Origin of the sequence: Plantactinospora sp. GCM10030261 (assembly GCF_042666615.1) — a bacterium.
In the GTDB taxonomy this organism is placed as follows: Bacteria; Actinomycetota; Actinomycetes; order Mycobacteriales; family Micromonosporaceae; genus KBS50.
The window spans coordinates 17,399-32,929 of the sequence record NZ_JBHTDD010000014.1 but is presented as its reverse complement, the minus strand read 5'-3'; the positions used below and the strand labels follow the sequence as shown (position 1 = coordinate 32,929).

12 protein-coding genes and 1 pseudogene are annotated in these 15,531 nt (G+C 71.5%); 8 read left to right on the top strand and 5 right to left on the bottom strand.

Features of this window, described 5'->3' with window-relative positions:
* Nucleotides 1–7: 7 nt before the first annotated feature.
* From ACFQUZ_RS17805 to ACFQUZ_RS17790, 4 genes are all read right to left on the bottom strand, one after another.
* Nucleotides 8–832: a hypothetical protein gene (locus ACFQUZ_RS17805; RefSeq protein ID WP_377443496.1), complete on the bottom strand. Its 825-nt coding sequence runs from the start codon at nucleotides 830–832 to the stop codon at nucleotides 8–10.
* Nucleotides 833–1,059: 227 nt separating this feature from the next.
* The gene (locus tag ACFQUZ_RS17800; RefSeq protein ID WP_377443494.1) at nucleotides 1,060–2,529 is read right to left on the bottom strand and encodes a metallopeptidase TldD-related protein; all 1,470 of its coding nucleotides are present in this window, start codon (nucleotides 2,527–2,529) and stop codon (nucleotides 1,060–1,062) included.
* Between the two features lie 17 nt (nucleotides 2,530–2,546).
* Nucleotides 2,547–3,983: a TldD/PmbA family protein gene (locus ACFQUZ_RS17795; RefSeq protein ID WP_377443492.1), complete on the bottom strand. Its 1,437-nt coding sequence runs from the start codon at nucleotides 3,981–3,983 to the stop codon at nucleotides 2,547–2,549.
* A 25-nt stretch (nucleotides 3,984–4,008) separates the two neighbouring features.
* Nucleotides 4,009–4,563 (bottom strand): Uma2 family endonuclease, encoded by a 555-nt coding sequence (locus ACFQUZ_RS17790; RefSeq protein WP_377443490.1) that lies wholly within the window; start codon nucleotides 4,561–4,563, stop codon nucleotides 4,009–4,011.
* A 420-nt stretch (nucleotides 4,564–4,983) separates the two neighbouring features.
* On the opposite strand from ACFQUZ_RS17790, the gene ACFQUZ_RS17785 reads away from it, so the two are divergent.
* The 5 genes from ACFQUZ_RS17785 (at nucleotide 4,984) to ACFQUZ_RS17765 (ending at nucleotide 11,069) form a co-directional block, all read left to right on the top strand.
* Nucleotides 4,984–6,042 (top strand): ABC transporter ATP-binding protein, encoded by a 1,059-nt coding sequence (locus tag ACFQUZ_RS17785; RefSeq protein WP_377443488.1) that lies wholly within the window; start codon nucleotides 4,984–4,986, stop codon nucleotides 6,040–6,042.
* Nucleotides 6,042–7,160 carry an ABC transporter ATP-binding protein gene (locus ACFQUZ_RS17780; RefSeq protein WP_377443486.1) on the top strand — a complete coding sequence of 373 codons (1,119 nt, stop codon included), beginning with the start codon at nucleotides 6,042–6,044 and terminating at the stop codon, nucleotides 7,158–7,160. Before ACFQUZ_RS17785 ends, ACFQUZ_RS17780 begins: the two co-directional genes overlap by 1 nt.
* Nucleotides 7,157–8,191, top strand: coding sequence for an ABC transporter permease (locus tag ACFQUZ_RS17775; RefSeq protein ID WP_377443484.1), 1,035 nt, complete (start codon nucleotides 7,157–7,159; stop codon nucleotides 8,189–8,191). Before ACFQUZ_RS17780 ends, ACFQUZ_RS17775 begins: the two co-directional genes overlap by 4 nt.
* A gap of 8 nt (nucleotides 8,192–8,199) precedes the next feature.
* A complete protein-coding gene (locus tag ACFQUZ_RS17770; RefSeq protein WP_377443482.1) occupies nucleotides 8,200–9,195 on the top strand; it encodes an ABC transporter permease in 996 nt (331 codons plus the stop codon).
* A 104-nt stretch (nucleotides 9,196–9,299) separates the two neighbouring features.
* Nucleotides 9,300–11,069: an ABC transporter substrate-binding protein gene (locus ACFQUZ_RS17765; RefSeq protein WP_377443480.1), complete on the top strand. Its 1,770-nt coding sequence runs from the start codon at nucleotides 9,300–9,302 to the stop codon at nucleotides 11,067–11,069.
* 48 nt (nucleotides 11,070–11,117) lie between these two features.
* Here the strand turns inward: ACFQUZ_RS17765 and ACFQUZ_RS17760 are convergent, their stop codons facing one another.
* Nucleotides 11,118–13,205, bottom strand: coding sequence for a prolyl oligopeptidase family serine peptidase (locus tag ACFQUZ_RS17760; protein ID WP_377443478.1), 2,088 nt, complete (start codon nucleotides 13,203–13,205; stop codon nucleotides 11,118–11,120).
* A gap of 287 nt (nucleotides 13,206–13,492) precedes the next feature.
* Here ACFQUZ_RS17760 and mshB point away from each other — a divergent pair, with 287 nt between their 5' ends.
* The 3 genes and pseudogenes from mshB (at nucleotide 13,493) to ACFQUZ_RS17745 (ending at nucleotide 15,522) form a co-directional block, all read left to right on the top strand.
* Nucleotides 13,493–14,431, top strand: a complete 939-nt coding sequence (mshB, locus tag ACFQUZ_RS17755) for an N-acetyl-1-D-myo-inositol-2-amino-2-deoxy-alpha-D-glucopyranoside deacetylase (protein ID WP_377443741.1) — start codon at nucleotides 13,493–13,495, stop codon at nucleotides 14,429–14,431.
* Nucleotides 14,432–14,448: 17 nt separating this feature from the next.
* Nucleotides 14,449–14,862: pseudogene (locus ACFQUZ_RS17750) on the top strand (hypothetical protein); the annotation flags it as partial.
* Nucleotides 14,863–15,054: 192 nt separating this feature from the next.
* A complete protein-coding gene (locus ACFQUZ_RS17745) occupies nucleotides 15,055–15,522 on the top strand; it encodes a hypothetical protein (protein ID WP_377443476.1) in 468 nt (155 codons plus the stop codon).
* Nucleotides 15,523–15,531 lie beyond the last annotated feature (9 nt).

The following is a 15,531-nucleotide window of genomic DNA, read 5'->3' as shown; positions in this document are numbered from 1 at the left end:
GGGCCTTCTAGTTGATGAACCGCAGGTCGGGGAACCACTCAGCTGCCAGGCCCATGATGTAGAAGTCGGTAAGCGCGAGCGTGCCGAGGGTGATCCAGGCCAGCGCCATGTGCCGGGTGTTGAGCGCGGACACGAACGTCCAGGCCCGGTATCGCACCGGGTGCTTGGAGAAGTGCTTCATGCGGCCGCCGATGATGTGCCGGCAGGAGTGGCAGGAGATGGTGTACGCCCAGAGCATCACCACGTTGCCGACCAGAATGATGTTGCCCAGGCCGAACCCGAAGCTGCCATCGCCGGTGCGGAATGCCAGGATCGCGTCCCAAGTGTTGATCAACGAGATGATCGCGGCGGCGTAGAAGAAGTACCGGTGCAGGTTCTGCCCCAGCAGCGGGAACCGGGTCTCGCCGGAGTACGTCTTGTGTCCGTCCGGCACCGCGCAGGCCGGCGGCGACAACCAGAACGACCGGTAGTAGGCCTTGCGGTAGTAGTAGCAGGTCAGCCGGAAAAGCAGCAGGAACGGCAACGTCAGCGCCGCGTCCGGGATGATCCACCATCCGGGCAGGAACTGGCCGAAGTGGCTGGACCCCTCCACGCAGCGTTGGGTGACGCAGGGGGAGTAGAACGGGGTGAGGTAGCTGTACTTCTCGACCCAGTAAAAGTCGTGCATGAATACCCGGACGGTCGCGTACAGCACCCAGGCGCCCAGTCCCACCACCGTGATCAGCGGGGCGAACCACCAGCGGTCGGTGCGCAGCGTCCTGGCCGCGATCGCAGCGCGCGGTCGCGCCGAACCCGGCAGTCGCGCCGGCGGCGTGGCCGACTTCGTCGTCATCAGTATCTCCCTCGCGGGGCCCGGTCTGGCTGACGGGCACAGGTTGGTCTCTCCGCCGGGCACGCGCCGGTCACCGGGACCCGCAACCGGGCGACCACCTGCGCGCACGGGGACTGCACCGGGGTCCCCGGGCAGTTCGATGCACACGTTACGCCGTGCGCGAATCCCCGCACGCGGAGGGAGTGCGATGGATGATCTGGGCCGCCCGGGCCGGCTGGGCTGGCGGTTCAGCCGGCGGCCCCGCCGGTGAAGTTCCACCGGGCGAGGCGCACCGCCGGGGCCGTCCACCAGGCACTGTCCCAGCTGTCCGGTTGCCGGACCGCGGCCCGGCCGAGGCCGAGCACCGCCCCTGGCGCGAGGGCGCGCGGGTACGACTGGGTGAACCGGAAATCGCGCACCGGCCGGGTCACCTCCCCGTCCTCGATCAACCACACGCCGTTTCGGGTCAGCCCGGTGACCACGAGGGTCAACGGATCGAGCACCCGGGTGTACCAGAGGTCGCTGACCAGCAGGCCGCGGCGTACCCCGGTCAGCAGGCCGGACACCTCGGCGTCGGCGGCCGGCCCGGCGGCCTCGGCTAACCCGGCGGCCTCGGCCGGCGGCCCCGCCGAAACCGCGCCGGGCCGGTCTGCGCCGGGCCGGTCCGCGTCGCCCGCCGGGAACCGATCAGCCGGGCCCGCGGTCGCGCCGGCCGGGAGCAGGCTCAGGCTCAGCGGCATCGGGCCGAACGACGACGCTGTCAGTTCGTGACCGGTGGATGCGGTGCCCGCTTCGGCCGCGGTGCGGCGGTTGTGCGTCACCGCGCGGGTGATCCCGTCCTCGACCAGGACCAGCCGGCCGCGCGGCGTTCCCTCGGTGTCGAACGGCAGCGCCGGCGTGCCCGGCGCGTCGTCGACCATGGTGATCGACGGGTCGAACTGGGCGGTGCCGACTTCGGCGAAGGACTGCCGCTCGATGTGGTCCTTACCGTTGAATCCGTAGTAGGCGAGGTTCGCCAGCACGTCCGCCACCGCGGCCGGCTCCAGCACCACCTCGTACTCGCCCGGGGGCAACTCAACCGGCCCGGCCCCGGCGCGGGCCTTGGCCGCCGCCCGCGCGCCGAGCACCGCGCCGTCGATGCCGGCCAGCCGGGAGGACGCCAGCCTGGCCACCCCGTCCGCGCCGGCGTACCGGACAATGCCGTCCATCGCCGCGTCGGCGGCATGCCCGTACGCGGCGTGGCCGGCCGAGTTGGCGAACGCGGCGGACCGTCGGACGGTGCGGCAGTAGCCGGCGGCCTCCAGCCCTTCGCCAGCGGCCACGAAGTCGCGGACGCGTCTGGCCCGCTCCGCCGGCTCGGCGCGGGCGGTCGCCTCGTCCACGTCTGCCGCCGGTCGGGTCGCGGCCGGCGGGGTCAGGCCCGGCCAGCCGTGGTCCGGTGGGCAGAGCCGGGCGGCGGCGATGGTGCGGTCCACGAGGTCGCGCAGGCCGTCGGCGCCCAGCACGGTGGTCGAACCGGCCGCGGTACGGCCGGACAGGTGCAGCCGCAGCCGGACCCGGGTGGTCGCGTCCGCCACGTTCTGGTGGATGACCGAGTTGGCGAACCGGGTGAGCGCCAGATCGGTGCTCGTGACCAGCACCTCGACCTCGGCGTCCGGCCCGGCGTGCTGGCGGGCCAACTCGACCACCCGGCCGGCCAGATCCGGTTCCGACGTCATCCGTGCCCCCTCGCCGATCATCCCCGCACCCCCACTCGGACGTCTCGGAAGCGGGCCGGTGCGGCCGGATGCCCGGTGTGGCCGATCTGGCCGGGTTGCCCCTTACCGCAGTTCGGCGTGCCCCAGGCCACCGTCTCGCCGGACAGCATGTCCATCGAGCGCCAGAACCGTGGACCGATTCCGGTGTACGTGGGGTTGCGCAGCATCCGTCCCCGCCGACCGTTCTTGATCTCCCAACCGATCTCGCAGCCGAACTGGAAGTTCAGCCGCTTGTCGTCGATCGACCAGGAGCGGTTGATGTCCATGAGCACGCCGTCGTCGGTCGCCGCGATCATTTCGTCCAAGGTGTGCGGGCCGGGTTCCAGCCCGACGTTCGTCATCCGGACCATCGGGAGCCGGGCCCAACCGTCGGCCCGGACGCTGCCGGCGTAGTCCAGCCCCGCGACGGCGGCCGAGTCCCGGCCGGCCAGCACGCCGACCCAACGGCCCTCGCGAACGGCGGGTCGCGGGGCCGCCGGGGTGCCCTCGTCGTCGTACCCGAAGCTGCCCAGCGCGCCGGGGAGGGTTGGATCGATTGTGATGTTCATCAGCTCGGATCCGTACCGCAGCTCTCCCAGCCGGCTGAGGTCCAGCCAGGAGGTGCCGGCGTAGGCGGCCTCCCAACCGAGGATCCGGTCCAGTTCGATCGCGTGCCCCACCGACTCGTGGATCTGCAGGGCCATCTGCTCGCCGCCGAGGATCAGCGTGGTCTCCCCGGCGGGGCAGGCCGGGGCGGTGAGCAGGGCCCGGGCCTCCTCGGCGATCCGGGCGGAGTGTGCCGGCAGGTCGAGTGAGTCGAGCAGTTCCCACCCGCTGGTGGCGTACTGGCCGCCGTGGCTGGGGTAGGAGCGGCGCTGGGTCTCGCCCGTGCCGATCGCGGTGGCCCAGATGCCGCCGCCGCACTCCCGGATGTGCTGGTCGACGCGGTGACCCTCGCTGGAAACGAACCACTTGCGGGTGTCCCAGATCTGGTAGAGCCCTTCGGCGAGGTCGGCGCCGTGCTCCCGCATCGTCCGGGTGGCGCCGACAAGCAGGTCGCCCTTGTCGGCGAGACTCACGGACAACGGGTCGACCCGGCAGGGGGAGGACCAGGATCCGGTGACCGCCGGCGTGCGGACGAGGTCGCCACCGGGACCGGGAACGCGGGCACTCGCCGCGGCGATCCGCGCGGCGCGTTCGCCGGCCGCCCGCGCCACGGGCTCCGACAGATCGGGTACGGCGTAGAAGCCCCACCCGGCGCCGACCATCGCGCGTACGCCGATCCCAGCGTCCTCGTCCTGGGTGAGCTCCTCGATGTCGCCGTCGCGGGCGGACATCGACTCGTACCGGCGGTGCATCACCCGGGCGTCGGCGTACCGGGCTCCCGCGTCGAGCGCCGCCCGCACCGCCGCCGTTGCCACGTCGAAGTGGGTCATGGGGCGACCCTATGCGAGGGGTACGTCAGGCCGGGGGCAGCAGCCGGTCCGGACTGATCTCGGCGCCCACCGGTTCGGTCAGCCGTAACGTCTCGCCCCGCTTGGCCACCGCGTGCTCGACGTAGTGCTCGCCGTCGAGGCGGTACAGGTGCAGGTCCCCGGTGTCCTGTTCGACAAGCAGATACCAGGGGATGCCGGCTCCGGCGTAGAAGTGCATTTTCAGGACTTTGTCGGCCGCCGCGTTGCTAGGGGAGATGACCTCGCACACCAGTCGCACGGCCGCCGCGTCGATGATCAGCTCGTCGAAGTTGATGTCATCGGTGATCACCAGATCCGGAATCGGGATTCGGCTGGAGCGCAACCGGACGTTGACCGCCTCCAGGACATGGAGCCCGGCGGCGTCGGCACCAGGATCGAGCGCGATGCCAAGTTTTCGCGAGATGTACTGGTGGCGAGGGGTGGGGGCAGGGGTCACGTGCAGGCTCCCGTCGAAGAGTTCGACGCGGTCCGACGTGGTGTCGAGGGCGAGGTACTCCTCCTCGGTATATGGCCCCGAGCGCCCGAAAACTGCCGAGGTCATCATCACCTCCGAATGCTGTCCGGCCGAGTCTCCCACAGCAACGAGCGGTGCCACAGGCGGTGACGGATGTCGCGAGGACTTCTCGATGATGACGCTCCGTTACGGCGCCCTCGTGACGCGCGGCGGCGGGGTCGCGGCGGACGCCGGCGCCTCGGCTCGGTCGCCCGGCGCGCGGCCGCCAGCCGTCCGGCGCCGGGTTGTCAGCGTAGCGGCCAGTCGTGCTAACGGTTTCGTCGCGTTCGACATCGGACGGTGACGTGGGTGCGTGCCTGATGCGAAGTCGTTATCGCGCCGTCACTGACAGGCATGGATCTCGTAGCTTACTTTCAGCCTCAGTAACCCGTTGAAGAATATCTTCGTCCGGTCGAGCCTCGTTGCCGAGCGTGACGGACGGAGATCGCGACGGCGAAAGGGGGCGCGGTGGCGATCCCGGCACCAGCCGCACCGCGGGGTCCGTACCTGCGGGTGGCGGACCTGCGGGTGCGGTTCAGTACCAGTGATGGCGTGGTTCGGGCGGTGGACGGCGTCTCGTTCGAGGTGGAGCGCGGACGAACCCTCGGCATCGTCGGCGAGTCCGGCTCCGGGAAAAGCGTCACCAGCCTCGCCGTGCTCGGGTTGCACGACCCGAAACGGACGGCGGTCAGTGGCCGGATCCTGGTCGGCGGGCGGGACGTGGTGGGGCTGGACGAGGAGTCGATCCGGCGGCTGCGCGGCCGCGACATGGCGATGATCTTCCAGGATCCGCTCTCCGCCCTGCACCCGTACTACTCGGTGGGCCGGCAGATCGCGGAGGCGTACCGGATCCACCACCCCGGGGCCGGCCGGGCCGAGTCGCGGACCCGTGCCGTGGAGATGCTCGACCGGGTGGGCATCCCGCAGCCCGCGAAGCGATACGACCAGTACCCGCACGAGTTCTCCGGCGGTATGCGGCAGCGCGCCATGATCGCGATGGCGCTGGTAAACGATCCGGACCTGCTGATCGCCGACGAGCCGACCACCGCGCTGGACGTCACGGTGCAGGCGCAGATCCTCGACCTGCTGTCCGACCTGCAGGCCGAGTTCCACTCGGCGATCGTCCTCATCACCCATGACCTGGGCGTTGTCGGCCAGGTCGCCGATGACGTCCTGGTGATGTACGGCGGACGGGCCGTGGAGTACGGCAGCGCCGAGCAGGTGCTGCGCCGGCCGCAGCACCCGTACACCTGGGGGTTGCTCTCCAGCGTGCCGTCGTTGCACGGCGACGCGGCGGCGGACCTGGTGCCCATCCCGGGCAGCCCGCCAAGCATGATCAACTTGCCTGCCGGCTGCGCGTTCCATCCCCGGTGCCGGTACGCGGACCGCACCCGGGACCGGGCCTACCACGACGTCCCGGAACTGCGGCAGGTGCGTGAGCGGGGCCACCTGGTCGCCTGCCACCTGCCCGAGGACCTGCGGTTACGGATCCACGCCGAGGAAATCGCCGACGCGGGGGTGGCCTGATGGCGGCGCTGCTGGAGGTCGCTGGCCTCACCAAACACTTCCCGGTCCGCGGCGGGTCGCGCTCGGCCGGTCCGGTCCGCGCCGTGGACGGCGTCGACTTCACGGTACGCACCGGTGAGACGCTGGGCCTGGTCGGCGAGAGCGGCTGTGGGAAGACCACCACCGGGCGGATGCTGGTCCGGCTGCTGGAACCCACCGCCGGGCGGATCGTCTTCGCCGGGCGGGACATCACCCATCTCGGGCGCCGGGCGCTGCGGCCCTTGCGGCAGGACCTCCAGATTATCTTCCAGGACCCGTACGCCTCGCTGAATCCCCGCCACACGGTGGGCCGGATCGTGGCGATGCCGCTGCGGGTCAACCGGATCTCGCCGCCCGGCGGCGTCCGGCAGCGGGTGCGCGAACTGCTGGACCTGGTCGGTCTAAACCCGGAGCACTACAACCGCTACCCGCACGAGTTCTCTGGTGGGCAGCGGCAGCGGATCGGCATCGCGCGGGCGCTCGCGTTGCGACCCAAGCTCATCGTCGCCGACGAACCGGTCTCCGCCCTGGACGTCTCGATCCAGGCGCAGATCGTCAACCTGCTCCGCGACCTGCAACGCGACCTGGACCTGGCGTTCGTGTTCATCGCGCACGACCTGTCCGTGGTGCGGCACTTCTGCCAGCGGGTGGCGGTCATGTACCTGGGTCGGGTGGTCGAGATCGGTGATCGGGCCGACATCTACGAGCGCCCGCAGCACCCGTACACCCGGGCGCTGCTCTCCGCGGTGCCGGACGTGACGACGCTCGGCCCGGCCGGGCGGATCCGGCTCACCGGTGATGTGCCGACGCCGCTGGACCCGCCGTCCGGCTGCCGGTTCCGGACCCGCTGCTGGAAGGCGCGGGAGCGGTGCGCGACCGAGGAACCGGCGTTGGTCGCCCGGGACGGCGGTCGGCAGCTCACCGCCTGCCACTTTCCGGAGGGGGGAGCCGTCCTGAGCGAGCCGGCGGACGTCGACGTCGGCGGGCCACCGGACGTCGGCGGGCCACCGGACGTCGGCGGGCCGGGGGACGTCGACGTCGGCGGGCCGGCAGATGTCGGCGGGCCGGCGGATGTCAACGAGGAGGGGAGGGGATCGTGAGTGACCAGCAGGTCGGCGGGCCGGTCGGGCTCGCGGTGGCGGCCAGTCCCACCGAAGCGGGCATCGATCCGGCGACGGGCGCGGCCGGTGCGTCGACCGGAACGGTCGTCGGCCGGTCGCCCGGCCAACTCGCCTGGTTGCGCCTGCGGCGGGACCGGGTCGGCATGGTCAGCGGCGCGGCGCTGATCTTCTTCGTCCTGCTCGCCGCCGCCGCTCCGCTGGTGGAGCGGTTGTACGGCAAGGGCCCGCAGGAGCGGTTTCCGGAACTGCTCGACCGCAACGGCACGCCGCTCGGCTACGCCGGTGGGATGAGTCCCGAGCACTGGCTCGGCATCCAACCCCGGCTCGGCCGGGACATCTTCATCCAGATCGTGTACGGGTTGCGAACCTCGCTGATGGTGGCCTTCGTGGCCGCGCTGCTCACCATCGCGTTGGGCATCGGCGTCGGCATTCTCGCCGGCTACCTGGGCGGCCGGGTCGACGCCCTGGTCACCTGGCTTATCGACCTGACCCTGGCGTTCCCGTTCTTCATCTTCTGTTTCGCGTTCGTGCCCATCGCGGCGGCGCAGTTCTACGGGCCCCGGGACGCGGAGGCCACCTGGTTCCGGCCGCTGCTGCTCGTTCTGATATTCGCGTTGTTCAACTGGACCTACACCGCCCGGATCGTCCGGGGTCAGGTGCTCTCGCTGCGGGAGCGGGAGTTCGTCGAGGCGGCCCGGGCCTCCGGGGCCGGCCTCGGGCACGTGCTGTTCCGGCAGTTGCTGCCCAACCTGTGGGCGCCGATCCTGGTCGTCTTCTCGCTCAACGTGCCGGCCTTGATCACCGCGGAGGCGGCACTCTCGTTCCTCGGTATCGGCATCCTCGAACCGACGCCCGACCTGGGCCGGCTGATCTCGGACAGCGTCGTCTACATCCGTGACGATCCGGCGTTCACCCTGACCGGCGGCGTCACGCTGTTCCTCCTGGTGCTCTCCTTCAACCTCTTCGGCGACGCGTTGCGCGACGCGCTCGACCCGAAGTCGACCCGGTAGGGGGCGACATGCTGCGCTTCGCGGTCAGGAAGGCGCTGCTGGCGATCAGCACCCTGTTCGCGGTAAGCGTGCTGACCTTCGGGCTGTTCTTCGTGGTGCCGACCAACCCGGCCGAGCTGATGTGCGGCAACCGCAAGCAGTGCAGCCCGGAGCAGCAGGCGGCGATCGAGCGGCGGATGGGCCTGGACCAGCCGGTCCTCGCCCAGTACGGCGACTTCATGACCGGCATCGTCACCGGGCGGACGTTCGGCGAAGGGGAGGCCGCCCGCCGGTGCCCGGCACCATGCCTGGGCTACTCGTTCCGCAACGACGAGCCGGTGACCGACATCATCGGGCGTACCCTGCCGGTGACGCTGAGCATCGTGTTCGGGGCGGCGGTGGTCTGGCTGCTCATCGGGGTCTCCATCGGCATGGTATCCGCGCTGCGTCGGGGCACGGTCTTCGACCGGCTGGCGGTCGGTACCTCGCTGGTCGGCGCGTCGATGCCGATCCTGCTGTTCGGCCCGCTGCTGCTGATCGTCTTCGTGTACGAGGGCGGACTCCTCTCCTACCCGCAGTACGTGCCGCTCACCGAGAGTCCCGTGCGATGGGCGTCCGCGATGCTCCTGCCCTGGTTGGCGCTGGGCTTCCTGAACTCCACGTCGTACGCCCGGCTGTCCCGGGCGCAGATGCTGGAAACGATGTCGGAGGACTTCGTCCGGACCGCGCGGGCGAAGGGTCTGCCGAAGATCCAGGTGTACGGCCGGCACGCGTTGCGGGCGGCGATCACGCCGATCGTCACCATCGCCGGCCTGGACCTCGGAACGTACCTGGGCGGCACGGTGATCACCGAGACGATCTTCGGCTTCACCGGGCTCGGCCGGGCGTCCCTCACCGCGGCGGTGAACCTCGACATGCCGCTGGTGATGGCGACGGTGCTGCTGGCCGCGGTGTTCATCGTGGTCGCCAACATCATCGTCGATGCCCTCTACGCCGTCATCGATCCGCGGGTGCGGCTCGGCTGACCAACCCGATCGACCGACCTTCGATCGACCGACCTTCGACCTACCGACCTTCGATCTCCCGAAGGTCGCGCTACCGAAGTCCGACCTACCGGAAAGGACGTGACATGCGACAGAGAAGGATGGTGGCCGGCACGGGAGTCGCGATGCTGCTCGCGGCGGTCGCGCTCGGCGGATGCTCGAAGAACACCGGGGAGGGCGGTGGCGCCGAGGAGGACCGCGCCGATCAGCAGACCAGTGCGATCGCCACCGACCCGAAGGACTCCCAGGGCCCGGCACCCGAGGTCGAGGGGGCCAAGCGGGGTGGCGTCCTCCGGCTCATCACCGAGCAGGACTTCGAACACATCGATCCGCAGCGGACGTACACGGTGCAGCCCATGTCGGTCCAGCACCTGCTGGTGCGCACCCTCACCCAGTTCCGCGAGGACGGCAAGGGCAAGCTCACCCTGATCGGCGATCTGGCCGAGACCCCGGGCAAGGACGTCAACGGCGACTGCAAGACCTGGGAGTACACCCTCAAGAAGGGGGTGAAGTACGAGGACGGCAGCGAGGTCAAGGCGTCCGACGTGGCGTACGGCATCGCCCGCTCGTTCGAGGAGTCGCTGGACGGTGGGCCGACGTACATCCAGGAGTGGTTGGCGGACAGCCCCGATTTCGGCGCCGCCTACCCTGGCCCGTACACCTCGGGCAGCACGACGGTGCCGGGGCTGACGATCAGCGGCGACTACGGCCTGACGTTTGAGTTCACGAGCCCGCACTGCGACCTCCCGTACGCGCTGGCCCTGCCCACCTCGTCGCCGGTGCCGCCCGCGAAGGACACCAGGACCGAGTACGACCGGCGGATCTTCTCCTCGGGTCCGTACAAGATCAAGGAGTACGTCAAGGGCACCCGGATGGTGCTGGAGCGCAACCCCAACTGGGATCCCAAGACCGACGCACTGCGGCACGACTACCTCGACGGGGTGTACATCGAGTTCGGCCCGGACGACACCGCGCAGACCGAGCGGGTGCTCGCCGCCTCCGGCGACGACGCGTCCGCCGTGGCCTGGGACGGCGTCCCGCAGTCCCTGGTCAACCGGGTGCTCGGCGGAGACCAGGCGATCAAGGACCGGACGATCGACAAGGCGAACCCGTTCGTCTGGGTGCTCGGCATCAACAACGACCGGATCACCGACGTGAACGTCCGCAAGGCCATCGGCTGCGCGCTGGACAAGCAGGGAGTCCTGCTCACCCAGGGCGGCGACGCGGCGGGCAAGCTCACAAACACGCTGCAGGCCGACACCACCATCGGCTGGACCGAGTACGCCGACCCGACCGGCTGCGGACCGACCGGCGACCCGGAGAAGGCCAGGCAGTTGCTCGGCGGGCAGACCCCGAAGCTGGTGTTCCTGTCCCGCAACACGGCGTACGGGCAGCAGACCGCACCGGTGGTGAAGGAGAGCCTGGAGAAGGCCGGCTTCCAGGTGGTGGTCTCCAACATCGAGCGGACCCTGCACAACCCGACCGTGAAGACCCGCGGCAACCCGTACGACATCTACATCACCAACTGGGCGGCGGACTGGCCCAGCGGCGCGTCGACCATCCCGGTGCTCTACGACGGCCGCAAGCTCGGCGCGCCTGGGTCGAAGGGGAACAACAACTCCTCGTACGTCAACGCCGAGGACGTGAACGCGGAGATCGCCAAGGCGGAACAGTTGCCGGCCGGCGAGGCGGGTGACGACTGGGCGCGGATCGACCAGATGATCCAGGAGAAGCACTACCCGGTGGCACCGATGTACCAGTCCAAGACGTTGGACATGCTCGGCCCCAGGGTCGGCGGGGTCTTCCTGTCCGACAACATCGGCACCGAGGTCTTCTACAACGCGTACCTCAAGTAGACGGGTGCGGGACCCCTCGGCGTTGACGCGTTGCCGCGGGGTCCCGCCTCACACGTGGCGGCGCAGGAAGTCGAGTTCCAGGCGGAGCGTCCCGGCCGTGGTGGTGTCCCGGTCGACGGCGGGCAACGGCAGCACGACGTGCGGCCGGCCGGCGGCCAGCAGCGCCGCCGACAGGTGCAGCGTGTGCGCCGCCGGAACGGTCCGGTCGGCCAGCCGGTGGACCAGCAGCAGCGGGCGGACCGGCTCGCCGTCGCGGGGCGGATCGGCCGCCAGGTCGAGCAGTGAATGGTGTGCGTAGACCTCGGCGCCGTCGGACGGCAGGCCCAGGTAACGCTCGGCGCACGCGCCGTCGTGCCGGGTCCAGTCGCTGATCGGGGTGGTCGCGATCGCGCACCGGAACAGTTCCGGCCGGCACAGCACCCCGAGCGCCGCCAACCAGCCCCCGAATCCGGTGCCCCGGATCGCTGTACGGTCCAGGTCGAGGTCGGGATGCTTGCCGGCCAGCGCCGTCAAGGCGTCGATCTGGTCGGCCAGGATCACGTCGGCGAGCCGGCGGTGCACCACCTTCTCGAACGACGGCGCCACTCCGGGCGTACCACGATTGTCGATGGTGACCACGGCGAACCCGCTGTCGGCCAGCCACTGCCGGTCCAGCCAGGCCGACCGGGCGGCGCGTACCTCCTGGCGCCCCGGGCCGCCGTCCGGGTCCAGCAGCACCGGAAGCCGGCGACCGGCGACGTGGTCGCGCGGATAGAGCACCGCGGCCGGCAGTCTCCGGTCGGTGACCCGGTCGAGCATCGGGCGGGGCGCGTACGGTGGCTCGGCGGCCATCGTGCGAAGGGTGGCCACCTCCTCGCCGCTGCCGCGCCAGACGGTCCACCGCACGGCCGGCTGGTCCAGCGAGGCGGAGCCGATCGCGAGCACGTCGCCGCCGACCGCGCCGACGTGCCAGCCCGGGTCGGCGGTCATCCGCCGGGCCTCGATGCCGCCCCCACCGATGGCGGTGCGGACCCGGAACAGGTGCTGCTGGCTCGGCTCCCCCTCGCTGCCCTCGACGATCAGGTCCGGCGACCCGGCCCGGGTGGGAATGAGGCCCACCACTCGACGCACGTACAGCGACGGCGGGGTGAGCAGCGTGCCGTCGGCGAACAGGCACCGCGCGTCGTACCCGTCGTGGGCCAGCTCGCCGCCGACCAGCACCCGCCCGTCGGGCAGGTGCACCGGCGTGCCAGCCACCGGCTCCACCCAGCGCGGATCGGCCAGTTCGGCGTGCACCTGGGTTTCCCCGGTACGCGGATCCACCGCCAGCACCAGCCCGTGCTGCTGCAACCGGCGCAGCACGGTGATCAGCGGGCCGCCTTCGGTCCAGCTCACCGACACCAGGTACGGGTACGTCTCCCGGTCCCAGTGCACGTCCACCCAGCCGCCGTCGAGGTCCAGCAGGTGCAGGCTCACCTCGGCGATCGGGCCGCCGGCCGGGGGATAGGCGAGCGAGCGCGGTGGGGTCGCCGGCTCGGCGGGATCGTGCAGGTGCCACCGGGGTACGCGGGACTCGTCGACCCGGGTGGCAAGCACCGACCGCCCGTCCGGCGCCCACCAGTAGCCCCTGGTCCGCCCGAAGTCCTGGACCGCTGCGAACTCCGGAAGTCCCCAACCGACCCCGCCGTCCTCGCCGCCGAGCAGCGTGTCGGTGCCGTCGGGGCCGACCACCCGGAGCTGAGCGCCGCCCGGCTCCCGGTCCCGACCCGGGGGCACCGACACGTAGGCCAGGCGCTCGCCGGTCGGGTCGGGGCGCGGATCGAGGACCGGGTCGGCGACCGGCACCTCCACCACGTCGCCGTGCCGCAGGTCGGCCCGGAACAGCCGGTCGGCCAGCCCGAACGCGGCCACCCGACCGGCCGGGTCGGTGGCGTACCCGGCGATGCCGCTGCCGGTGCCGGCCAGCAGCTCCGCCGGATCCGCGACGAGCCGCTCGGTGCCGGAGGCCACCTCCAACGCCCAGAGCGCGTCGGCCGGGTCGTCCGGGCCGGCCGAGCGGAGGAAGAGCACCCGGGCGCCGTCGCCGGCCACCGTCACCGCCCGCGGCGCGCCGCGGGTGAAGCGGCGGGTACGTGCGGCCAGCTCCGGATATTCCACACGCCGATCGTAGGTCTGCGGGACCGTACGCGGGGGCGCTTGACCGCCACGACGACCCGGCCGGGCGACGGCTGTCGCGTGGGGGCGACCGTCTCGCTTCGATGGCGTGGGGCATGCCAGCGTCAACGTGCAGACCCTGCCGTCCGTGATGGGCGGCGGCCTCAACCACCGTGCCGCGTACAGTGTCGGGCGTGACAGACCCCGCCGTCTCACCCGGTCCGCGTACCAGCCGCGACCAGCATCGGGGCGCTCCGGCTGGCCGGCCGGGGCCCCACGCGTCCCGTCGGTTGCTGTTGGTGCACGCGCATCCCGACGACGAGGCGATCGGCACCGGCGCGACCATGGCGCACTACGCCGCCCAGGGTGCCCACGTCACCCTGGTGACCTGCACTCTGGGGGAGGAGGGCGAGATTTTCGTGCCGACCCTGGCCCAACTCGCCGCCGGCGCGGCGGACCAGCTCGGCGGCTACCGGATCGGGGAACTCGCTGCCGCGTGCCGGGCGCTGGGCGTCACCGACCACCGGTTTCTCGGTGGTGCGGGGCGCTACCGCGACTCGGGGATGATGGGCATGCCCACCAACGGGCACCCGCGCGCCTTCTGGGGGGCGGACCTGGACGAGGCCGCCGGGCACCTGGTGGAGATCATGCGCGAGGTCCGGCCGCAGGTCATGATCACGTACGACGAGCAGGGCTTCTACGGCCACCCGGACCACATTCAGGCGCACCGGGTGGCGATGCGGGCAGCCGAGCTGGCCGCCGCGGACGGCTGTGCCCCCGCCAAGATCTACTGGACCGCGTTGCCCCGCAGCGTGCTCGCGGCGGGCCTCGCCGAGTTCGCGGAGGCGTCGGACAACCCCTTCGGCGATGTCGAGTGCCCGGAGGACCTGCCGTTCGGCACGCCGGACGAGGAGATCGCCGCCCGGATCGACGGCACCGACCAGCACGCCGCCAAGGAGGCCGCGATGCGGGCACACGCCTCGCAGATCCCGAGCGACTCCTGGCTCTACTCGATCGCGAGCAATTTCGGCGGCGAGTTCATGGGCGTCGAGTTCTTCACCCTGGCCGTCGGCGAGCGGGGTCCCGGCCGCGGCCCGTACGGCTGGGAGGACGACCTGTTCGCGGGGCTGCCCGTCGGGGCGGACGCGGGCGGTGCCACGGGTACGGACGGGCGCGTTGCCACGGGCACCGGCGCCGCCACCCCCGCGGCGGAGGCCGGCGTCCGGTGACGGCGCCGAGCCCGTCCATGTCGCCGCCGATCGACCTGCCGCCGGAGCCCGCGCGAGAGCCGGCGCCCTGGATGGATCCGCTGCTCCGGGTGGCAGGAGGCGTGGTCGCGGTGGTGGCCGCGGTCGTCACCGGTCTCCTGGAGCTGGCGCTCGCCACCGTGCGGGTGGGCGGCCAGCTCATCGGGGTGTCGGTCCCGCTGACGATCGTGGCGAACGTCGCGCTCGCCTGGTTCGCCCATCGGGCCACCGGTCGACGCTGGGCGGTGGTGCTGCCGGCGGTCGTCTGGTTCGCGCTGATGGTCGTGGCGGCCGGCGGCACCACCGAGGGGGACTTCCTGCTCGCCGGCAACAACTGGGTGGGGCTCGCGATGATCGTCGCGGGGGCGATGACGTTCGCGGTGATGGGCTTCCGGTTGATTATCGCGCCGCCCAGCACCCCGGCCGTTCCGGGTCCGGCCGTTCCGGGTCCGGCGGCTTCCGGTCCGGCGGCTTCCGGTCCGGCCGCTCCGGGTCCGGCTGCCTCGGGTCCGGCCGCTCCGCCGACGGGCGACCGGACGGACCCGTGACCGTTCGGCCGCCGGATGGTAGATATCTGGGGCAGACGTGCTGCGGGAGGGACGGCGATGAAGCGACGGTGGTTGCCGGTCGGGGTGCTCGCGGGAGTACTGTTCGCGATCAACGTGGTGGCTCGACTGATCATCAGGCTGGGTTTCGAGGACGACACCGAGGCGGCCGATCGGGTGTCGCTCGCGATGTTCGCGGTGATCGGGCTGATCCTGGCCGGTGTCGCGTTCACCTGGGGGCGGGACCGGCCAGTCGCCCGGTGGAGCGCCGACATGGCGGCCGCGGTGCTGGCGGCCATGCTGCTCACCATCTTCGTCGGCCCGTTCGTCAGCGGCGTCACCCCGTTCTCCAGCGGCGCCGGCGCCTTCTTCGCGCAGATCTGGCTGTACGCCGGGTTCACCGCGGTCGGCGCCCTGGTCGGCTACCTGGTGCTGGTGGCGCTGGGTAAGGACCACCGGTCCGAGTCGCTGCGCCGGTACGCCCAGACGCGGCAGGCCAAGCCGCGCCGGGTCATCCGCCGCCGCTGACCCTCGGCG